The 21,789-nt window shown below is 64.2% G+C and carries 19 protein-coding genes; 4 read left to right on the top strand and 15 right to left on the bottom strand.

Annotated features, from left to right (window positions below; all coding sequences use genetic code 11):
* Positions 1-20: 20 nt before the first annotated feature.
* The 8 genes from ybgC to ACVOLR_RS07655 all read right to left on the bottom strand — a co-directional run bounded on the left by ybgC (position 21) and on the right by ACVOLR_RS07655 (position 9,251).
* Entirely contained in the window at positions 21-446 is a 426-nt protein-coding gene (ybgC, locus tag ACVOLR_RS07620) for a tol-pal system-associated acyl-CoA thioesterase (RefSeq protein ID WP_282269154.1), read from the bottom strand.
* Positions 436-1,482, bottom strand: a complete 1,047-nt coding sequence (ruvB, locus tag ACVOLR_RS07625; protein ID WP_481535905.1) for a Holliday junction branch migration DNA helicase RuvB — start codon at positions 1,480-1,482, stop codon at positions 436-438. Before ruvB ends, ybgC begins: the two co-directional genes overlap by 11 nt.
* A 33-nt stretch (positions 1,483-1,515) precedes the next feature.
* On the bottom strand, positions 1,516-3,444 hold the full coding sequence (locus tag ACVOLR_RS07630) for a potassium transporter Kup (RefSeq protein WP_481535906.1): 1,929 nt from the start codon (positions 3,442-3,444) through the stop codon (positions 1,516-1,518).
* 35 nt (positions 3,445-3,479) lie between these two features.
* A complete protein-coding gene (gene ruvA / locus ACVOLR_RS07635) occupies positions 3,480-4,067 on the bottom strand; it encodes a Holliday junction branch migration protein RuvA (RefSeq protein WP_481532358.1) in 588 nt (195 codons plus the stop codon).
* 10 nt (positions 4,068-4,077) lie between these two features.
* Complete coding sequence (gene ruvC, locus ACVOLR_RS07640) at positions 4,078-4,599, bottom strand: crossover junction endodeoxyribonuclease RuvC (RefSeq protein WP_282269162.1); 522 nt, start codon at positions 4,597-4,599, stop codon at positions 4,078-4,080.
* Between the two features lie 73 nt (positions 4,600-4,672).
* Positions 4,673-5,404, bottom strand: coding sequence for a YebC/PmpR family DNA-binding transcriptional regulator (locus ACVOLR_RS07645; protein WP_481535907.1), 732 nt, complete (start codon positions 5,402-5,404; stop codon positions 4,673-4,675).
* A 67-nt stretch (positions 5,405-5,471) separates the two neighbouring features.
* Positions 5,472-6,119 carry an esterase/lipase family protein gene (locus ACVOLR_RS07650; protein ID WP_481535908.1) on the bottom strand — a complete coding sequence of 216 codons (648 nt, stop codon included), beginning with the start codon at positions 6,117-6,119 and terminating at the stop codon, positions 5,472-5,474.
* A gap of 54 nt (positions 6,120-6,173) precedes the next feature.
* Entirely contained in the window at positions 6,174-9,251 is a 3,078-nt protein-coding gene (locus ACVOLR_RS07655) for a TonB-dependent receptor domain-containing protein (RefSeq protein WP_481535909.1), read from the bottom strand.
* 141 nt (positions 9,252-9,392) lie between these two features.
* On the opposite strand from ACVOLR_RS07655, the gene ACVOLR_RS07660 reads away from it, so the two are divergent.
* Positions 9,393-9,935 (top strand): RNA polymerase sigma factor, encoded by a 543-nt coding sequence (locus ACVOLR_RS07660; RefSeq protein WP_481535910.1) that lies wholly within the window; start codon positions 9,393-9,395, stop codon positions 9,933-9,935.
* Positions 9,932-10,948 carry a FecR family protein gene (locus tag ACVOLR_RS07665; RefSeq protein ID WP_481535911.1) on the top strand — a complete coding sequence of 339 codons (1,017 nt, stop codon included), beginning with the start codon at positions 9,932-9,934 and terminating at the stop codon, positions 10,946-10,948. Before ACVOLR_RS07660 ends, ACVOLR_RS07665 begins: the two co-directional genes overlap by 4 nt.
* A 41-nt stretch (positions 10,949-10,989) precedes the next feature.
* Here the strand turns inward: ACVOLR_RS07665 and ACVOLR_RS07670 are convergent, their stop codons facing one another.
* The 3 genes from ACVOLR_RS07670 to aspS form a co-directional block, all read right to left on the bottom strand.
* Positions 10,990-11,253, bottom strand: a complete 264-nt coding sequence (locus tag ACVOLR_RS07670; RefSeq protein WP_481535912.1) for a transposase — start codon at positions 11,251-11,253, stop codon at positions 10,990-10,992.
* 166 nt (positions 11,254-11,419) lie between these two features.
* The gene (locus tag ACVOLR_RS07675) at positions 11,420-11,941 is read right to left on the bottom strand and encodes a GNAT family N-acetyltransferase (protein ID WP_481535913.1); all 522 of its coding nucleotides are present in this window, start codon (positions 11,939-11,941) and stop codon (positions 11,420-11,422) included.
* A gap of 3 nt (positions 11,942-11,944) precedes the next feature.
* On the bottom strand, positions 11,945-13,702 hold the full coding sequence (gene aspS / locus ACVOLR_RS07680; protein WP_481515759.1) for an aspartate--tRNA ligase: 1,758 nt from the start codon (positions 13,700-13,702) through the stop codon (positions 11,945-11,947).
* Between the two features lie 207 nt (positions 13,703-13,909).
* On the opposite strand from aspS, the gene ACVOLR_RS07685 reads away from it, so the two are divergent.
* Positions 13,910-14,830, top strand: a complete 921-nt coding sequence (locus ACVOLR_RS07685) for a DUF3011 domain-containing protein (RefSeq protein ID WP_481535919.1) — start codon at positions 13,910-13,912, stop codon at positions 14,828-14,830.
* A 50-nt stretch (positions 14,831-14,880) separates the two neighbouring features.
* Here ACVOLR_RS07685 and ACVOLR_RS07690 read toward each other — a convergent pair whose 3' ends face one another.
* The 4 genes from ACVOLR_RS07690 to blaCESS all read right to left on the bottom strand — a co-directional run bounded on the left by ACVOLR_RS07690 (position 14,881) and on the right by blaCESS (position 20,503).
* Entirely contained in the window at positions 14,881-15,528 is a 648-nt protein-coding gene (locus ACVOLR_RS07690; protein ID WP_481535914.1) for a hypothetical protein, read from the bottom strand.
* 26 nt (positions 15,529-15,554) lie between these two features.
* Positions 15,555-18,203, bottom strand: a complete 2,649-nt coding sequence (locus tag ACVOLR_RS07695) for a serine/threonine-protein kinase (protein WP_481535915.1) — start codon at positions 18,201-18,203, stop codon at positions 15,555-15,557.
* A gap of 68 nt (positions 18,204-18,271) precedes the next feature.
* Positions 18,272-19,528: a cation:proton antiporter gene (locus ACVOLR_RS07700; protein WP_481535916.1), complete on the bottom strand. Its 1,257-nt coding sequence runs from the start codon at positions 19,526-19,528 to the stop codon at positions 18,272-18,274.
* Between the two features lie 72 nt (positions 19,529-19,600).
* Complete coding sequence (blaCESS, locus tag ACVOLR_RS07705; protein ID WP_481535917.1) at positions 19,601-20,503, bottom strand: CESS family extended-spectrum class A beta-lactamase; 903 nt, start codon at positions 20,501-20,503, stop codon at positions 19,601-19,603.
* A 167-nt stretch (positions 20,504-20,670) separates the two neighbouring features.
* Here blaCESS and ACVOLR_RS07710 point away from each other — a divergent pair, with 167 nt between their 5' ends.
* Entirely contained in the window at positions 20,671-21,546 is an 876-nt protein-coding gene (locus tag ACVOLR_RS07710; protein ID WP_481535918.1) for a LysR family transcriptional regulator, read from the top strand.
* The last annotated feature ends 243 nt before the right edge of the window (positions 21,547-21,789 follow it).

Raw genomic sequence — 21,789 nt, forward strand, 5'->3', positions numbered from 1 at the left:
CCGATCTTCCTCAGTGTTGCTTAAGCGGGTTGTGTTTGAAGGGGTTTCAGTACTGCGTAAAGCGTGTCATCGAGCGCCTGCGGACGGAAGTCGCGGGCACCAACGGCGGCAAGGCGGACCTGCGCTGTCGCCAGCACCTGGTCATCGCGCATCACCGCCTGCGCCATCAGCAGGCTGGCTCGCCGGCATTGCAGCAGTTCCACCGTGGTGGTCAGCGCATCGTCCAGCTTGGCCGGCTTCAGGAAATCCAGGTTCATGGCACGGACCACGAATACCTGGCCGTCACCGCAACGCATGGTTTCCTGTCCGTAGCCCAGGGCGCGCATCCATTCGGTCCTTGCCCTCTCCATGAAGGCCACGTAGCGGGCGTGGTACACCACGCCGCCAGCGTCGGTATCTTCCCAGTAAATGCGTGTCGGCCAACTGAACCGAGACTCATTCGTCATCGCGTTGCTCCGCGAACAGGTCGACCGGCGCCGGTGCGGCCTTGGGTTTGAGGCCCAGATGGCGGTAGGCCTTGTTGGTGGCCATGCGCCCGCGAGCGGTGCGCACCAGGAAGCCCTGCTGGATCAGGAACGGCTCGACCACGTCTTCCAGGGTGCCGCGCTCCTCGGAGAGGGCTGCCGCCATCGATTCGACCCCGACCGGGCCGCCATCGAAATACTCCACCAGGGTGCGCAGCATGCGCCGGTCCAGCTCGTCGAAGCCTTCCGGGTCGACCTTGAGCATCTGCATCGCGGCCTGCGCCACAGCCTGGTCGATATGCCCGGCGGCCTTGACCTGGGCGTAATCGCGCACGCGCCGCAGCAAGCGATTGGCGATACGCGGGGTGCCGCGCGAACGGCGCGCGATCTCGCCAGCGCCTTCGGCACTGCAATCGATGCCGAGGATGGCCGCCGAACGCCGCACGATGCGGGTCAGTTCCTCGGCCGAATAGAACTCCAGCCGCTGCACGATGCCGAAACGGTCGCGCAGGGGGGCAGTCAGCAGGCCGGCGCGGGTGGTTGCACCAATCAGGGTGAACGGCGGCAGATCAAGCTTGATCGAGCGTGCGGCCGGGCCGTCACCGATCATGATGTCGATCTGGAAATCTTCCATCGCCGGGTACAGCACTTCCTCGACCACCGGCGAAAGACGATGGATTTCGTCGATGAACAACACGTCATGCGGCTGCAGATTGGTCAGCAGCGCGGCCAGATCACCGGCTTTTTCGATCACCGGGCCGGAGGTGACGCGCAGCGCTACGCCCAGCTCGTTGGCGATCACATGGCTCAGCGTGGTCTTGCCCAGCCCCGGCGGGCCGAAGATCAGCACATGATCCAGCGCCTCGCGACGTGCCTTGGCGGCCTGGATATAGATATCCATCTGCTCGCGCACCGGTGCCTGGCCGAGGTAATCGGCCAGGGTGCGCGGGCGGATGCTGGCGTCAGCGGCGTCATCCTCGCGGGTGGCGCCGGCGCCGATGATGCGGTCGTCAGTCATTTCGCAATTATGCGCCAAGCACGTCGCATCCGATCAGATTTCCACCTGCGCGCCCAATTCCACCAACCGGTTGCCCGGTATGCGGAAGAAGCCGGTAGCAGGCGCTGCATTGCGGTGCATGAAGGCGAACAGTTTGTCGCGCCAGATCGGCATGCCACGGTTGGCGCTGGCCACGATGGTCTCGCGGCTGGCGAAGAAAGTGGTATCCATCGGGTCGAAATAGATGCCGCCATGGTCGCAGGAGCGCATCAGCGCCAATGGAATATCCGGGGTCTCCATGAAGCCATAGCGCACGTAGACGCGGTAGAACTCGTCGCCCACCGAATCGATGCGCAGCCGCTGGCCCTCGGCCGCGTATGGCATCGGCAGGGTTTCCACGTGCAGGAACACATTGCGCTCGTGCAGCACCTTGTTGTGCTTGAGGTTGTGCATCAGCGCATGCGGGACCACGGTCGGGTCGGCGGTCAGGAACACCGCCGTGCCCGGCACCCGCACTGGCGGTGCCAGCATCAAGCCCGGCAAGAACGTGTCCAGACGGATACCGTCCTTGCGGATCTCGTCACGCAGCAGCTCGCGGCCACGCCGCCAGGTGCGCATCATCGTGAACAGCACCAGGCCCAGCACCAACGGGAACCAGGCGCCCTGCAGCAGCTTGGCGCCATTGGCGATCACGAAGCCCAGGTCGATGAAGAGGAAAACCACACACAAGGCGACGATGGCGTGGCGCGCACGCGGCCACAGCACCCGCGCTACGAGCGCCAGCAACATGGTGTCGATCAGCATCGTGCCCGACACCGAGATGCCGTAAGCCACGGCCAGGTTGCTGGAACTGCGGAACGCCAACACCAGCCCGAACACCATCACCGCCAGGCCCCAGTTGATGCCGGGGATATAGATCTGGCCGATGGTGTCGTGCGAGGTATGCAGGATGCGCATGCGCGGGATGTAACCCAACTGCATGGCCTGCCGCGATACCGAGAACGCACCGGTGATCACCGACTGACTGGCGATCACTGCCGCCATTGTTGCCAGCAGGATCATCGGAATCAGCGCCCATTCCGGCACCGCCTCGAAGAACGGATTGGCCACCGCGTCCGGGCGCTGCAACACCAGGGCACCCTGCCCCAGATAGTTGAGCACCAGACACGGCAATACGAAGAAATACCAGGCATGGCGGATCGGTGGCGCACCGAAATGGCCCATATCCGCATACAACGCCTCGCCACCGGTCACCGCCAGAACCACCGCACCGAGGATGAAGACGCCGTGCCAGCCATGCTCCATGAAGAAGCGTGCCGCCCACATCGGGTTGAAGGCCTTGAGCACTTCCGGTGCGGCAATCACGTTCCAGATGCCGATCGCGGCCAGCGACAGGAACCAGATGGTCATCACCGGCCCGAACACCTTGCCCACCTTCTCGGTGCCAAAGCGCTGCGCCGCGAACACCGCCGCCAGCACCACCAGGGTGATCGGCACCACGAAATGGCCCAGCCCCGGCGCCGCGACTTCCAGGCCCTCGACCGCACCCAGCACCGAAATGGCCGGGGTGATCACGCCGTCGCCGAAGAACAGCGAGGCGCCGAAAATACCGAGGATGCCGACCACATAGGCCGAGCGTGAGCCGTTGCGCAGGGTGCGCTGGGCCAAGGCCATCAGCGCCATGATGCCGCCCTCGCCGTCGTTGTCGGCGCGCATGATGATGGTCACGTACTTGAGCGTGACCACCATGTTCAAGGCCCAGAACGCCAGCGACAGCACGCCCAGCACGGTGTCGTGGTCGCTGTTGAGCCCGTAATGCGGCGAGAACGCCTCCTTCAAGGTGTACAGCGGGCTGGTGCCGATATCGCCGAACACCACGCCAATGGCGCCGACGACCAGCGCCATGCCGCCGGCAGCGCCACCACCGTGACCGTGGCCATGGCCTTGAGTAGAAGAATCAGACGTGGAAGAAGCGTGGGACATGGCGATCTCAGGTTGGCGTCATGCTGCCGAAGGGGTTAACGCAGCGCCGCTTGCAGCGCTTTACGGATGACCGTGGCGACATCATCGCCCTCGGCGCCGGCATCGCGCGCCATCTTGGCGGCCTCTGCCGGTTTATAGCCCAGTTGCTGCAACGCCACTGTCGCCTCGGACACTGCATCGTTGCCCAGCGCACCAGCAATCGGTGCACCGCCACCGGTGAAATTGGCTGCGCGGTCACGCAGTTCGACCACCATACGCTCGGCGGTCTTCTTGCCTATACCCGGGATCCGGGTCAGCGCGGTGACATCGCCGGTCTGGATCAGCCGCGCGAACTCATCCACGCTGGCCCCGGACAGCACCGCCAAAGCGATCTTGGCGCCGATACCCGTCACCTTCTGCACGTCACGGAACAGCCGTCGTTCGCCCTCGCGCAGGAAGCCGTACAGCGAGACGCTGTCTTCCTTCTGTGCGTAATGGGTGAACAGGATGATCTCGCGACCGACATCGGGCAGGTCGTAGAAGGTGCTCATCGGCGCCTCCAGCTCATAACCAACGCCATTGACGTCGATCACCAGCCACGGCGGGGCCTTATGGGCAAGGATGCCGCGCAGTCGACCAATCATGCGTAAAACCTCATTTCCGACTCCAAGCCTGACGCACATCCACCCCCAGCCGGTTGGCGGTGGCGCGGACATGCGCATGGGTAATGGCCACCGCCAGTGCATCGGCGGCGTCTGCCTGTAATTTGCCCTGCAGGTTCAACATCAAACCCACCATATGCTGCACCTGTTGCTTTTCCGCACCGCCGCGGCCGACCACGGCCAGCTTGATCTCGGTGGCCGCGTATTCGCTGACCGGCAGGTCGCGCATCACCACCGCGCACACCGCCGCGCCACGCGCCTGCCCGAGCTTCAATGCCGAATCGGCATTCTTGGCCATGAACACCTTTTCGATCGCCACTTCCTGCGGCTGGAATTCCTCGATCAAGGCATGCAGCCCATGCGCCAGCAACCGCAGCCGCTGCGGAAAATCCGCCGCGCCCAGCAGTACCAGCGGCGCATGATGGACGTGGCGGGCGCGGCCGTTGGCGTCGATGTCGATGATGCCGACGCCGGTGCGCTGCGAGCCAGGGTCTATGCCAAGGATGCGGGTCATTGAGCCTCTACCAGTAAAAAACGGCGCCCAGCATGGCCGGACGCCGTCTCACCCGGTGGGACCGGGCGGGCCGTCAGGCCTGCTCCAGCCCAGCCTGATCAACGTTGGAATACACGTCCTGCACATCGTCCAGGTCTTCGAGCATGTCCAGCAGCTTCTTCACCTGCACGGCAGTATCGGCATCGACGGCGACGTCGTTGTCGGCGCGGAAGGTGATTTCGCTGTGGTCCGGTACCAACTTGGCGGCCGCCATCGCATCCTTCACCGAATTGAACGCTTCCGGTGCGGTGATGACGTCGATCGAGCCATCCTCTGGATAGACCGCGATATCGTCGGCACCGGCCTCGATCGCTGCCTCGGTGATGACTTCCTCATCCGCGCCGGGGGCAAAGCTCAGCACGCCCAGCCGCTTGAACATGAACGACACCGAGCCTTCGGTGCCCATGTTGCCGCCGCACTTGCTGAAAGCATGGCGTACGTCGGCCACGGTGCGCACACGGTTGTCGGTCAGGCAGTCGACGATCACGGCGATGCCGCCCGGGGCATAGCCCTCGTAGCGCACTTCTTCGTACTCGACGCCTTCCAGCTCACCGGTGGCCTTCTTGATCGCGCGCTCGATGACATCCTTGGTCATGTTCGCGCTCAGGCCCTTGTCCATCGCGGTGCGCAGACGTGGGTTGTTGTTTGGGTCGCCTCCGCCACCACGGGCAGCAACGCTGATCTCCCGGATGATTTTGGTGAAAATCTTGCCGCGCTTCGCGTCATTCGCGTTTTTGCGGCCTTCGATGGAAGGACCTCGACCCATGGGAATACCGTACATCTGTCAGGAACAGGACGGTAATTCTACCTGATCCCCCGCCCAGCCCCCGTCATCAGCCAGTTGCCGCGGCAACCGTCGGGAAGCGCCCCTGGCGCAGGAAGCCGGCGGTCAGCGTGGCCACCTCCGGCGACAGCACCAAACCACTATGGCTGACCGGCACCACGCAGTGGTCGGCCAGGCCCGGCAGACGGGTCTCGGCCAGGCCCACGGTGCCGTCGGATTCGCCATCCAGCGCGCCCATCATCGCGCCCAGCCCGTGCGCCACCGAACCAGCGATCAGACCGACCTCGGCCTGGCCCTGCCAGTCCGGCAGACCATGCAACAACAGGTCGCTGCTACGCCCCAGCGCCGCCACCCAGCCGTGCTCGGCCATGGAGCGGGCAGTGCCGCTGCCACATAGCGGCGAACCCAGGCAGACCACCCGCGGCACTTCCAGCGCAGGTGCCTGCCGCAGTGCCTCCAGCGCTACCAGACCACCGAGGCTGTGCCCGACCAGCGACACCGGCCCTCCAGTGCGCAACCTTTGCACCAGTTGTGGCACTGCCTGTTCGGGCCCGCCGAACACGCTGGCGTAGCCGAACGTATCCACTGCAAAGCCCTGCGTGCGCAGCCGCCAGGCCAGCGGCAACAGCCAGGAGCGGGTGTTCCAGATGCCGTGCAGGATCAGCACACGGGGACGCGGGGAGTTCTGCCATGACATGCGCGCAGTTTCCGTCATCGGCCTTGCCAACCACAACGGGCAGCGACACGCTCTTTAGTCGAAGTTGTAATCCAGCTGCAGCGCCCACTGCCGCCCTACCGCGCTGTAGACCTCGTCGTAGTAGTACGGAAATTCGACATTGCTGCTGTCACGCGGCGGCGCTGTATTGAACAGATTGTTGATGAACAAGGTCGCTGTTGCACGCTCGCTGATCTGCTTGCCGACATTGGCATTCCACAGCAACAGCGGCTTTATCCGGCCCTGGCCATCAACACGTGGCAAGCGGCCGTAGCGGACGCCAAACAGGTTGGCGGACCATCCACCCTGCCCCTGCCACCCCAGACTGGCACGCAGGTTGCTGCGGAATGCCAGATTTTCACCCGACTCCCACTGCGTCTGGCGCCACTGATCATGCAAGGTACCCGGCGAGCGCACCCGACGCTGGGCCCAGAAAGTGTGCGACCAGACCGTGTGCAGCTTGAAATCACCAATGCCACTGCTGAGGCGCCAATCCAGCACCGCGTCGACACCGCGAACGCGCTGCTCGGATTGGTTGGCCGCGGTTGATTCGACCATGACGATGCGCCCATCGCCCTGCGCACCACTACGCACCACCCGCGAGCGCGCCTTGCGGCATTCCCAGGAGCGCAGATCCAGCAGGCTGGGACTGCCGTCCAGGCGCAGGCCGGTGGCACACTCGGCTTCATCGCGCAGCAGCAGCGCTGGCGAGATACGACCGATGCCGCCTTCGTTGCTGACGTCCCAATAGTCCACGCTGATCGACATTGCATTGCCTGCGTCCCAGACAACACCCGCCGTGGTCGAGGTACCGGTCTCCGCGCCCAGTTCCGGGTTGCGGTAGGTCCGTGTCAGAAACTCCGTTTCATAACCAGCGCAGCCGGGATTGGCAGCAGCAACGATGCAGCGCCTTGCGTCGATCGCCGTGCCAAAGCTGCCACCACCATCAGTGAACACCCAATGCATGTCCGGCATCTTGAAACTGGTGGCATGGCTGGCACGCAACAGCAGACTGCGCGTCGGCCGCCACTCCAGACCCGCACTCCAGGTGCGCGCGGTGGCGACGGCGACAGCATCGTCGTACCTGTCCACACGAGCGGCCGCACTGGCCTTGATGGCCTTGGTCAGCGGAACGCTCAGCTCCGCTCCCACCGCGTAGCGATCACGCGTCCCTCTACCCACGCTGCCGGTGAGGTTGTAGACATCCATCTGCAAAGGCAGCACCGATGGCGTATTCCGCAACCGATAACGCTGTCGACTGACCTCCGCCACCAGCGCCATCGCCAAGGGACCGGCAGGAAGATCGGCGATGCCGCCAGAGACAACATAGGACGCCTCATCCACCTGGGTCAGCGCGTCATAGTGCACGTTGCTCGACATGGCCAGGTATTCGCCAGGCGTGATCGGGCGATACCAATGCTGCAGATCCAAGGGCTGGATGATGACGCCGTCATCGGTCACCCCGATTGCTGGACCAAAGAAGAAGGCATTGACCTTGTCGCCGAGCAAACGGCGCCGATCACGCTGCACCCGATAATCCGAACGGCTGGCAGTCAGACTCCAGTCCAGGCGCTGCCCGTAACGTCCTTGCAGACCCAATGCCAGATCCCACATTCGTTCTCTGTAGTGATCGGTCATCGCATCCAGCCCGCCCACTTCCTGCGGGGTAAGCACACGCAGTGGGGCGAGGTAGCCAAAGCGCGGATCGTATATCTGGTTGACCTTGCCGGTACTGGCCGAATGCGGCCCGGTGATGGCCTCAAAGCCGCTGGCCAGTTCGCTGCGCGCGCTCCACAACTGCAGACTCGCCCATGCCTGCGTGCGGGGTGTCAGGGTCCATTGTGCGTGCAGCTGGCCAGACACCTCCTGCACGCCGTCCAGCAGCGACGTATAGCCGGCGTTGCGCCAGCTTCCGCAGCCACGTCCCTGCGGCGCTGATGCGGCGTTTGCAGGCGCGACGAAATCCCAGTCGACAAACTCGCCCTGCCAGCGCGCACAGACATCGCGCGGCAGCGCCACCAGCGTTTGAGCTGCGCCACCAGCGCGCACAAAACCAAGCCCTAGCTCGGGATTCAACGGCGCGCCTGCATTGATGCCTCCGTGACGTTGCAGATCACGCTGCGCGCCGCGCAGCATCTCGGCAGCCGAATATTGCACGGCGTAACTCAGCCCCCAATTCTCGCCACCATGCCCGGCTGACCACTGCAGATCAAAACGGTCGCCGCCACCTTGGCTGCTGGTACCTGTGCGCAACCGCACCTGCGAACCGCTGCGCGGTTGCTTGAGCACGATATTGACCACCCCGGCAATCGCATCGGCACCGTAGATGGCCGAGGCGCCACCGGTCATCACTTCAACCCGCTCAACACTGGCCAAGGGAATGCTGCCCAGACTCTGGAAATTGCTGCGTCCGTTCGAGGGAAACGGGTAATCCGGCAAACGCCGGCCATCGATTAGAATCAGCGCCCGGCCCGGGCCCAGACCGCGCAGGTTCAAGGGCTGCGCATTGGCCGAAAAGCGCCCACCGCCGCCCTGCGATTCGGCGCCATAGTCGCTCAGGCCGTTCACGGCCAGCGCGTCGGTCAAACTGAAGTAGCCATCGCGCTGCATCTGCTCGGCGCTGATGACGATCACCGGTGCGGCGCCTTCAAACTCGCTGCGGCGTATCCGTGAACCGGTGACCTGCAGCGAGGCCAAAGAGCTTGTCACTGCAGGCATCGCCACCGGCTGCGCTGGCTTGGGCGCCGCGGCGAGAGGAGCTGCCGTTGCCTGGACAATGGTAATGACCCCGCTGTTGGTCAGCCGATAGCTCAAGCCGCTGCCGGCGAGCAGCTGCTGCAAAGCCTGGGCCACGCTGTAGCGTCCGTTCAAAGCAGGCGCGGTCTTGCCACCCAGCATCTGCGGCGCCATCAATATCTGCAGACCCGAGGTGGATGCCAGCTGCGCCAACGCCTGCTGCAAGGGCTGCCGGGGTTGGCTGTAACTGCGGGTCACGGTACTGGTCTGTGCCCAAGCAGGCGCGGCCGATAAAACCAGGCACAGCATCAGCCAACGCAGCACGTCACGCCCGCCGCCCCATATCCGCTGATTTCCGCGACCTGCGCTGGCAATCATCCCTTCTCCCAGTGACAACCGGACTGGCAGCGAGCCGGCAACCCCCTGTACAGACGCAACAAGTGCCAAACCCCTCATCTGGCAGAATCACTGGCACTAGCCCAAGCTGCGCGTGTCGCCTCAGACTGTCAACGCCTGCCAATGACCGCCGTCCTGCCGCCCGTTCAGCCTCCACCCGACAGCCTCCGGGACGCGGGCGCCATGGCGCAACAGTACCGTCCGCGCCTGATGCGTTACTTCAGGAACCACCTGGGTACGATTGAAGACGCGGAAGATCTCACCCAGGAAACCCTGGTGCGGATGATGCGCGACCCGCACGCGGACAAAGTCAGCAACGTCGAAGCCTATTTGATGACGATTGCCGGCAACCTGCTGCGTGACCGCTATCGTCGCGACCGTACCCGCCATGCTGGACAACATGTACCCATCGACGAAAACACCGAAGGCTGGCCTACCGAAACGGTATCCGGTGAACGCGTCTACCAGGACCGTGAACGCCTGCAGACCTTCTTGAAGGTACTGGATGATCTACCACCACGTTGCCAGCAGGTATTTTTACTGCATCGCTATGAAGGCCTGACCTATGGCGCCATCGCCAGTCAATTGGGCATCAGCGTCAGTGCTGTCGAAAAACAAATGATGCGTGCCTTGCTCCACTTTGGCACGCGTTTGGAGCAACCATGAAAGAAAGCAGACTTGAAGTCGTTGCAGACGCCGATCCGATCCGCACCCAGGCGGCGACGTGGTTTGCGCGCCTGCACGCCGATGAATTGAGCGAGCACGAACAGGCCGAGCACCAGATCTGGCTGGATGCCGATACAGCACATCGGCTTGCCTACGAGCGGGTCGAACGCATGTGGACGATGCTGAGCGATTTTTCAGCCACGCCCGACATCAGCCAGCGCCTGGCGGCGATTCCCGCAGCAGCTGCGGAGCAAACCAGACCGCAGCTGCAACGCCGACCGCGCCGCCTGCAATGGCTGGTGGCCTGCGCTGCGGCGCTGACTGCGGTGGTCATTGGTTGGCGGGTATTTGCCCCGGCGCCAATAAGCGAACAACGCTATACCAGCGCGATCGGCGAGCAACGCAGCGTCACCCTCGACGATGGCACGCAGGTTGATCTGGATACCGGCACCACGCTGCGCGTGCAGTACAGCAAAGAGCAACGCCGCATCACACTGGATCAAGGCCGCGCCTTCTTCAAAGTGGCACACGACAGCGCGCGCCCACTTAGCGTGGATACAGCGCAAGGCAGCGTGCGCGCCGTCGGCACCCAGTTCGAGGTGTATCGCATGAACAACGGCTTGGATGTAACCCTGTTCGAAGGCAAGGTACAGCTGCGCGCCGCTGCAGCCGACGACGACAACGCCGCAGTCGTGGCCACGCTCAGTCCCGGGCAGCGCGCGCGCATGACTGTTGGCAAGGCACCGCAGGTACAGAACTTCCACGGCGGCAGCGCACCGGCCTGGATCGACGGCCAGCTGGTGTTTGAAAACCTGCCATTGCGGGCGGCAATAGCAGAGTTCAACCGCTATGGCGGCAGCCCACTGCGGGTCGACGATGCGGCGCTGGGCGAACTGCGTGTATCCGGCGTATTCCGCAGCAATGACAGCAGCGGCTTTGTTGAAGCCTTGCACGCCCTGCACAAGATCTCGGCACATACCAACGCCGCAGGCGAGACCGAGCTCAGTCGCTGACAAGCACGCGCCGCAGACAGTCTGCGGCGCGCGTCGGCAACTCACAGCGGTTGCAGCAAAGCCTGCCTGATCCGCTCGCGCTCCAGCGTTTGCATATCCAGCAAGGCCTTGAGCCGATGGTTTTCTCGCCCCAGACGACGCAGCTGCCGCGCATGCAGCGCGCGCGTGCCGCCACAGGCCCGCCGCAGCAGGACATACGAGGCTTCACTGAAACCATGCTTCCTGCACAGCGACTGCAGGGAAGCTGCAGTACCGGTTTCAAGCAGGAAGTCGATCACCTGCGCTTCGTCAAAACGTTTCCTCATGCCTGCCTAGACGCAGCAGCATGGAAGAACCACAGCAACGCAGCCATGACTCTATTTGTAGGAGCGGCGTAAGCCGCGAAGCAGACCTCGCCAGCAGGACCCAGAAGACCTCCTCACAGGAAGCCCCTCCTCCATTCCACCTGCAGACCAACCCAAACCAGCTCAATCAGCCAGCAAACCGCCGCAAAATGAACTCATTGTCGCGTACGCTGCCAACCGGGAACTCATAGGCACCGACCTGCTCGAAGCCATGCCGTGCATAGAAACGTTGCGCGCCGAAATTCTCCGACCACACGCCAATCCACAGCGTGCGCCCCGGTGCCTGCAGCCACTGCAGGACTGCATCGAACAACAATCCACCGCGACCGCCGCCCTGGTACTTACTCAGCACGTACAGGCGCTTCAACTCACCGTCGGCTGCACTGGCATCAGCGTGCGGTAGACCGCAGGGACCAGCGAAGGCGAAGCCGATGGCCTCACCTTCCACTTCCAGCAACCACGCCGCGTAATCACCGGACTGCAGCTGTTGCCGCTGCAGTTGCTCCGGATAGGCCGTGGCCAGGTAATCGGCCAGGTCCTGCGGCGGATACAGGTGGCCGAACGTCTCCACGAAGGTACGTTCGGCCAGCGCGCACAGCACGCCAGCATCATCGGGCGTAGCGCGACGGATGCTGGCGTCAGCTGCCAAGGCTCAGGCCTTGTCAGCGCGCGGACGCACCTGTACGTGCACTTCAGCCAGCTGCGCGTCGGCGATCGGCGATGGCGCATCGGTCATCAGGCACTGTGCGCCAGTGGTCTTCGGGAACGGAATCACGTCGCGGATGGACTCGGTACCGGCCATCAGCGCGGCGATACGGTCGATGCCGAAGGCGATACCACCGTGCGGCGGCGCGCCGTAGTTCAGCGCATCCAGCAGGAAGCCGAACTTGGCACGGGCTTCTTCAGCATCAATTCCGAGCAGCTCGAACACCGCGCTCTGCATTTCCGGGCGATGGATACGGATCGAACCGCCGCCGATTTCGTTGCCGTTGAGCACCATGTCGTAGCCGCGCGATACGGCGGTCTTGGCATGCGCACGCAGGTCCGCCACATCGTCCACCGCCGGCGCGGTGAAGGGGTGATGCAGGGCGACGTAGCGCTGCGCCTCTTCGTCCCACTCGAACATCGGGAAGTCGGTGACCCACAGCGGCGCCCAGGTATTGGCAACCAGACCGAAGTCCTTGCCGGCCTTCAGACGCAGCGCGCCCATGAAGTCGGAGACCTTGTTGTAGCCACCGGCACCAAAGAACACGATGTCGCCATTGCCGGCACCAATGTGCTTGAGCAGCGCAGCGAAGGCGTCTTCGGCAAAGAACTTCTGGATCGGCGAGCTGACTTCGCCGTTCTCGGCGATCTTGATGTACGCCAGACCCTTGGCACCGTACTTGGCGGCATGGGCGGCGTACTCGTCGATCTGCTTGCGGCTGAGCGTGGCACCACCGGGAATGCGCAGCGCGGCCACGCGGCCGTCGGCATCGTTGGCGGCGGCGGTGAACACAGGAAACTCGCTGGTCTTGACCAGTTCGGCCACATCCACCAGCTCCAGCGCGATGCGTAGGTCCGGCTTGTCCGAACCGTAGCGACGCATCGCCTCGGCCCAGGTCATGCGCGGGAATTGCGCAGCCAGTTCCACGTCCACCACTTCCTTGAAGATGGAGCGGATCATGCCTTCGACGAAATCCTGGATGTCGCTCTCGCGGACGAAGGCGAACTCCATGTCCAACTGGGTGAATTCCAGCTGGCGGTCGGCACGCAGCGCTTCATCGCGGAAGCAGCGCGCAACCTGGTAGTAGCGGTCGAAACCGGCCACCATCAGGATCTGCTTGAACAGCTGCGGGCTCTGCGGCAGGGCGTAGAACTCGCCCGGGTGCATGCGTGCCGGCACCAGGAAGTCGCGCGCGCCTTCCGGGGTGGCCTTGGTCAGGATCGGGGTTTCGATGTCCTGGAAGCCACGCTCGTCCAGATGGCGGCGCAGCGCCTGCACCAGCTTGATGCGGGTGCGCTGCATGCGCTGCATTTCCGGGCGACGCAGGTCCAGGTAACGGTACTTCAGGCGGGTTTCTTCGCCCGGGTTCTCGTGCGCATGGAACGGCAGCGGCGCGGCCTTGTTGAGGATGCTGATGCGGGTGGCGATCACTTCCACCTTGCCGCTGCGGATCTTGTCGTTGACCGCATGACGCGCACGCACCACGCCTTCGACCTGCAGCACGTCCTCGTAACCGAGGCTGGCGGCGACGGCGAAGACCTCGGCGTTGTCCGGTTCAACGGTGACCTGGACGATGCCTTCGTGGTCGCGCAGGTCGATGAAACAGACGCCGCCGAGGTTACGGGCAACGTCGGTCCAGCCGGCGAGGGTCACGGTTTGGCCGATCAGGGTCTCGTCGACCAGGCCGCAGAAATGGGTACGCATGGAAAGCTCCGCAGGGGGCCCGGCACGAAACGGTGCCGGGTAGCCCCGTATTTTGGCGCTCAGCGGGGGTTGGAGCAAATCCGCCCCATCAGTCACGCCGCCTTAAGTGGGATTGCGCCTATAGTTCCGCGTCCAAACCTGAACAGGGAAGCCACCATGAACCGTCACCTCCTGCTTGCAGGCCTGGCTTCCCTGTTGGGACTGGCCATGAGCCCGTCCCCCGCAGCAGCCCAGTCCGGCTACCCGGGCGGCAACCAGAATGGTCCGATCCGATGCGAAAGCGTGGATCAGCGCCAGCGTGTCTGTGCCACCGGCTGGCGCAGCGCCGTGCTGACCAGGCAGCTGTCCAAGGCCCAATGTACCGAGGGTCGCAGCTGGGGCAGCAGCAACGGCAATGTATGGGTCAGCAATGGCTGCCGCGCTGAATTCAGCGAGGGCCGCGGCGGCTGGGGCGGTGGCCAGGGCGGCTGGAACGGCAATGGCAACGGCAACCGCACCATCCGCTGCGACAGCAACAACAACCGCCAGCAGGTCTGCAATACCGGCTGGCGCAGCGCGGTACTGGTCCGCCAGGTCTCCGATACCCGCTGCACAGAAGGCCGCAACTGGGGCAGCAACAACGGCAGCGTCTGGGTCAGCGGCGGCTGCCGCGCCGAGTTTGCCGAAGGCCGCGGTGGCGGTGGTGGCTGGGGCGGCGGCCCTGGCCACGGTAACGGCAACCAGACCATCCGCTGCGACAGCAACAGCAACCGTCATGTAGTCTGCAATACCGGCTGGCGCAGCGCGGTGCTGGTCCGCCAGGTTTCCGATACGCGCTGCGTGGAAGGCCGCAACTGGGGCAGCAGCAATGGCGCGGTCTGGGTCAACGGCGGCTGTCGCGGCGAATTCGCCGAAGGCCGTGGCGGCGGTGGGGGCAATGGCGGCGGCTGGGGTGGCAACAACTACTTCGTGGATTGCCATAGCAACAGCAACCGCTTGAACACCTGCGCCTGGGATCGCCGCCAGGGCCGACCGGTCATCGTCCAGCAGGCCTCCGACACGCGCTGCGTGGAAGGCCGCAACTGGGGCTTCAACGGCGACAGCATCTGGGTCAACGGCGGCTGCCGCGCCCGTTTCGGCCGACGCTGAGTCTCAAACCCTGTGGATCAAAGGGCGCCGGCAACGGCGCCCTCTGCTTTTCAGGCCTCGCTGCCCCACGGCGCTGGCGGCAGCGCCACCGGCACGCTCAGATCGAACTCCACCTGGAACAAACGCCCATCCGGACGCGCCAGTTCGTAGACGAAACGCTTGCCCGGCACCAGCTCCATCGCCCAGGTATTGCGCAGCGAGGCAGTCATGCCATTTGCAGTGAACATCGCCACCGATTCGGCATCGACCGGAAACTCCTGCCGCCCTGCACTGCCGGCCTGCGCGGTATCGCCGCCGTACATGGTCACTGCATCCGGGCTGCCATCGGCATGGCGGTGATCGTGCTTCAAACGCAGGCCGGCATCAGTGCGGCTGATCACCCAGGTCCGCGAATGGTCCTCACCCACATGGAACGGCACTCGCAGCTCCTGCTGCGGGCTGTCGCAGCCGCGCACATGCATCACCAGGGTCTTGCCATCAAACGGGTCCGGCGTGCTGGACTTGGGCTGATTGGCGATGATGCGGCCGGCAAAGGCCTGCCCGCAGTACTGCGCCAGATCGGCGAGGAAGCGGTCGGCCGGCGCGACTGCCGCCTTTGCTGCCGGCGCGGTGCTGGCGGCAATCGCCGAAACGGGAAGGACAGCGCTGCCGGCCAGGGCCAGAACGCAGATCAGATTCGAGAAAGATGAGGTTTTCATCCCTCGATCCTCGCCCACACACGAACTCAAGGCAACGCGGCGGCGCTTTGAGCAACGCTGCGCGCCGCCTGCAGGGCGCCGCGCCATTGCGCGGTCACTGCCGAATCCCTGCCATACAGCGGCTCTGAAGCGGCTACGGCCGCCTGCCAATGCTGCGCGGCTTCATTGCGATTGCTGCGTTGCTCCGCCAGACGCGCGCGCAATACCTGTTGGCGTACCGCCGCGTAAGGACTGCCGGCCAGCAGCGGTTGCACGGCATCCAGCGTTTGCGCCGCCGCATCCAAGCGCCGTTTGGCAATCAGCCATTGGGCCCAACCCTGCTGCAAACGGATGCCATTGGCGCTGCTGGCGGGTATACGCGGCAGCCATAGCGCATGCGCCCGCTGCACCATGGCATCGCCCGCAGTGTCGCCTTGTCCGGCCAGCAACAGGCCGAGCTGCAGCTCCAGATCCAGGGTATCCGGATGATCTCTGCCAATGGCCGCGGTGCGTATTTCCAGGGCCTGACGATAATCGGCTTCGGCGGCGGCCATCTCGCCCTGCACCTGCGCAAGCTGCGCAGCGGTTTCGGTGATGGCTGAATAGTTGTAACTGTCCTTGCCCAGCACTTCCGCCGACAGCCGCAGTGCGGTTTCCACATACGGTCGTGCGCGCGCGTACTCGCCCTTGCGTATCAACGCCAACGCCAATCGGTTGTTCTCGCTGACCACATAGACGCTGCGTTGCCCGAAGATTTTCGGCGCACGTGCCAGGTTGGCCTCGAACGCGGCGATGGCCGCATCCAGATCGCCGCGATCCATCACCATCAAGCTGCGTTCAGTGTTGCTGGCCCAGTAGTCATAGGACATTTCGCCAAAGGTGCGCAGGAACATCGGCGTGGACTGGTCAAACGCTGCAGCCGATGCGACAAGGTCGCCCTTGCGCCGGTACGTCATGCCCAGGTTGTCCAATGCCACGCCGATGTACTGCTCACGCTTGCCAGCCTGGTGACGCTGCAGCGCCTGCTTGAAAGCGGCCTCGGCGTCGTCATAGCGTTGCTCGGACAACAACGACAGCCCCAATGAGTTGTAGGACTGGGCGACGCGGGAGCTGTCCGCCGGCTGCTTGCCCAGCAGCGCCAGCGCCCGCCGCGCCATGCTCGCGCCTTCCACGCCATTGCGGTTGTTGGAGTAGCTCCCCGCCAACAGGTTGAACAGGCGCGCTGCCTCGTCCAGATTCTTGTTGCCACCCGCGGCAGCCAGTGCTTCGGCAGCCTGCAACATCAGCGGATCAGACCGCCGCAGATCGCCGGCATTGCGGTAGGCCAGGCCAATCACGCCCTTCAAGCGCGCCTGGACTTCCGGCGATGCATCCAGGTCCTTGTCAATACGCGACGCGGCCCGGTCCAGCACCTCACGGGCGCTGATATCCTCGCCGCCACGCACGCCTTTCTCGCGCGGATCGGCCGCCTGGAACATTTCCACCAGAAAGCCGCTGACCTGCTCGGCGATCTTGGCCTCGCGCTCGGCGGCTGCGCGTTCTGCCGCCAGACGCCACACAAACCAGGCTGCAAGCAGCAGCGCCAGCAACAGCAGCGCTGCCCCCTTCCAGTTGCGTCGCAGCCAGCGCCCACCGCGATAGAACCGGCCACCGTTGCGCGCCTGCACCGGCCGATGCTGCAGATAGCGCTGCAGGTCGGCGGCCATCGCCTCCACCGAGGGATAGCGCTGCTCAGGTGGCAATGCACCGGCGCGTATCACGATCGCATCCAGATCGCCGCGCAGTTCACGTAGCCAGCGGCAGTCAGCCTGAGCGACCCGACTGGGAGCGGCTACCGCAATCCCGCTGTCGCTTGCGCCGCGCCTGCCGCCCCTACCCGCCAGCAGCTCGCTCAGCACCGCAGCCAGACTGAAGACATCACTGCTCACCCCCACCGCCAGTCCTGACTGCAGCTCTGGCGCGGCGTAGGCTGGGGTGAAAAACTGCGCCCCCGGGTCGCCGGCCTCGTCGCCCAACAACCGCGATACGCCGAAGTCGAGCAGCACCGGCTCGCCATCCTCGCGCACCAGGATATTGGAAGGTTTCAGGTCGCAATGCAGTACCAACCGTGCATGTGCAGCCTGCACCGCGCTGCACACTTTCAGAAACAGCTGCAGGCGCTGGCGCAGATCCAGCTGCTGCCGCGTGCAGTAAACGTCCAGCGGCTCGCCACGCACGTACTCCATCACCAGATACGGATGCCCGCCCGGGGTAGTACCACCGTCGTAGAGGCGCGCGATATTGGGATGCTGCAGGCTGGCCAGAATGCGGCGCTCGGCGGCCAGACGCTCGGCTACGCGAGCACTGGGCTTGCCCTGCAGGACTTTGATCGCGACCTCCTGCGCATACAGGCCATCAGCACGCTCGGCGCGGAACACCATGCCCATGCCACCACTGGCCAGCCGTTCGTACAGTCGCCACGGCCCGATGACATCACCTTCGCTCAGCTCGGAAGGAATCGCAGCGACGATCAACTGTTGCATCGGATCGAGGGCACGACCGAGCTCGCTGGTCTGCGCTTCGAGCAGTTCCAGTGTTTCGGCGATGACGGCTGGATCCGCACTCAAGCGCGCAAGCTCACTCCGCCATTGCGACGGATGCAGTTCACACACTGCGTCAAACAGCTCGCGCACCTGTTGCCAACTATCCCGATCCACCAACACCCCCTTGCCACGCGCCCGCTAGATTGCGAAGCCGTACCTGCCATGGGGATGATAAGCGCCGCTCAACGCTCCGGTACGTAAGAGTTGGGTGCTGATGAGGAATCTGGAACCGCATCATCTACATCATCTGCATCAACCACAGTTTCTCTTACGACATTGGGATCGGCGGTTTCAGCACCCTCGTTGCTGAGCGGGTCCACATCCATCGGCCGCCGGAACACCAGCGACGGCAGCAGCGTGGTCAATGCGGCATACAACAGCAAAGCACCGAACAGCACCGGCGAGATCGCAAAACGCTCGCGCATGATCGCCGCCAATACCAGGGTGAAGATCAACGTCGGCGACAACGCCAAGGCCACCCGCAGACTGGTGCGGAAGCTTTCGCCAAACAGCAGCCGTCGTTGCAGCCAGATCACCGCGATACGCAGCGGCAGCACCACCAAGGTGATGAGCAGGCCCAGACCCAGCGCTTCGAAACTCAGCGCTTCGGCTGGCACCTTGGTACCTGAATTGAAGAAATAGAAAGGTACGAAGAACGATGCGAACAGACGCAGCGCATGCAGGTTTTCATGCGACGCCAGCGACGGCATGCGCTGCTGCAACAGGCGCGCGACCAGACCAGCGATGAACGCACCCACCAGGTAGTACACGCCCAGCGCATAGGTGATGTAGGCGGCCAGCATGCCGACCATCACCAGCAGCGAGAACTCCGAGCCCGGCGCATGTGGCGCCACCCAGCGGCCCAGTCCGATGAACAACAACGGCAGGCCCACCATCATCGCCAGCAAGGCCATGCTCGACAGTGCCATATGCACCGGATCGCCTGCCTGCAGCACCACGAACAAGGCAGCCAGCGCCAACAACTCGCCGGCAATGGCCTTGCTGCTGACCCAGAAACGCTCGGCATCATCCAGACCGAGCTGGGACAGCGAGTCCATGATGAAGCCGGTGGAGGGCGTCAGCAGTGCCAGCGCCAGCAGGGCCGCTGCCTGCCACTGCAGGCCGGCGTAATGCCAAGCCAACCAGGTCATGGCGGTGAGTGTGGCGCTGCGGATCACCAGGTGGGTCAACAGTGGCCACATACCCTTGCGCAGATCGGCCAGATCCACTTCCAGGCCCGCAAACAGGAACAGCGAGGAAATACCCAGCGTGGCGAGCAGGTTGACCACCGGATCATGCGATCCGTCCCCCAGCCACAGCATCGCGCCGATGCCGAACACCAGACAGGTCAGCGGCGCCGGAATATTGAAACGCTGCAGTGCGCGCGGAATCACCAGCAACGCGAAAATCAACAACAGATAGATTACTTCCTTGCTCATGACGCCTGTTTCCTATGGACCGGTTACGCGGGGTCACGTCCACCGGTCACCGCTGCGCCAACAGTGGAGCCGTCAGCGCAGGCGAGCGCCGGCCAGCTCCCCTACCTGGCGGAGGATGCCATTTCGGCCGTCATCATCCAGTGCAGAGCCCTGCAGGTAACTGACCAGCAACCACGGCGTACCACCGGCCAGCGGCCACAGCGCGGCGATGTCGTTGCTGGTGTCGCTGCCGTTGCTGCCGGTCTTGTCGCCGACCCGCCAGCCTGTTGGCAGCCCGGCGCGCAGGCGCGCGTCACCAGTCTGGTTGTCGATCAGCCAATCGGCCAGCTGCTGGCGCGAGGCCTCCTTGAGCACGTCGCCGAGCAGGAAACGCTGCAGATTGCCGGCCATTGCCGCCGGGCTGGTGGTATCGCGTGGATCGCCTGCTGCAAAACGATTGAGCTCAGGCTCGTTGCGCGCACTGACGGTGACGCGGTCGCCGTGCTCACGCAGGAACGCAGTGAGTCCGGCTGGACCGCCGACCAGTGGCAGCAGCAGATTGGCTGCAGCGTTGTCACTGACGATCATCGTCGCCCGGCACAGATCACGTACGGTCATGGTCTTGTCGACGTGGCGTTCGGTGAACGGCGAATGGTCGAGGATGTCGGCCTGGCGTACCGGCACGCGCTGATCCAGCGACAACTGGCCGGCGTCGGCGTGGCGCAGGATGGCTGCGGACAATGGAAATTTGACCGTGCTGCACATCGGAAAACGCTCGTCCATGCGATGACCATAGCGGGCACCGCTGCTCGGGTTCCAAAGACAGACACCCAAGCGTCCGCCGCTGGCCTTCTCAAGTGCGGCGAAGTCGGCGTTACTGACTGCTGCCGGCGCTGGCGTCGCGCTGGCGGTACCGGCACGTGCCCATGCGGCAGGAATCAATGCACTGGCCAAGGCGGCACCGCCAAGCGTGAGGAACTGACGACGAGCAAGCATTGAGACTCTCCTTGGGCGTGATCGGGCTGATCTTGCCAACCACAGCCGCCCCCGACCATCGCGAATAATCATCGTAAGCCATTAGTTAAATTTGCATCTCTGACGGAGATCCGGCCGTGAGAAGGGGAATAATGCGGACGACCATCAAGTTTCGTCATGACTGCGCCATGATCCGACCCCAACTACCGCTCAACGCCCTGCGCGCCTTCGAGGCCGCTGCCCGCCATCTGAACTTCACCCGCGCCGCGCTGGAGCTGTGCGTCAGCCAAGCGGCCTTGAGTCACCAGATCCGTGGACTGGAGGACCGGCTGCAGGTCAGCCTGTTCCATCGGCTGCCGCGCGGGGTGGCCCTGACCGACGAAGGTGCGGCGCTATACCCGGTGCTGACCGAGAGCTTCGACCGCATGGCGATCGCACTGGACCGCTTCACCGGCGGGCGCTTCCGTGAAGTGCTGACCGTAGGCGTGGTCGGTACATTCGCCACCGGTTGGCTGTTGCCACGTCTGCCCGGGTTCGAGGCCGCGCACCCGGATATCGAGCTGCGCGTGCAGACCCACAACAACCGCATCGATCTGGCCGGCGAAGGCTTGGATCTGGCGATCCGTTTCGGCGATGGCGACTGGCAGGGGCAGGATTGCACGCCGATCGTCGATACCTTGTTTGCACCATTGTGCGCGCCGGCGGTGGCGCGGAAACTGCGGCAGCCACGTGATCTTGGCAACGTGCCGCTGCTGCGTTCCTATCGCAACGACGAATGGCCGCGTTGGTTGCAGCAAGCGGGCGTCAGCGGCGTTGAAGCGCGTGGCGCGGTGTTTGATTCCTCGCTGACCCTGGCCAGTGCCGCTGCCGCAGGTGCTGGCGTGGCGCTGCTGCCGCTGCGCATGTTCGAGCAGGACCTGGCCGAGGGGCGTTTGTTGCAGCCGTTCGCACAGACCTTGTCGTTGGGCAGGTATTGGCTGACGCGGCTGCGCTCGCGACAGGAGCGCGAGCCACTGCGGCGGTTCCGGCAGTGGCTGCAGGCGCAGGGACAATTGGACCTGTAGTGCCGAGCCATGCTCGGCAGGGGCTTTACCAGCAAAAAGCTAACCTCACCCCACCCCCTCTCCCGCAAGCGGGAGAGGGGCTAAGGCAGTAGTGCCGAGCCATGCTCGGCAGGGGCGTCACCGGTAATGCCTCAGCCGAGCATGGCTTGTATGTTCCTCCCGGCTCCTACGAGGTATGTAAGAGCTAGGGTGGAGGGACCGTCAACATGATATCTGCGGGTACCAGCCGACAGACGAGCCGAG

Source organism: Stenotrophomonas sp. STEN030 (genome assembly GCF_056759995.1).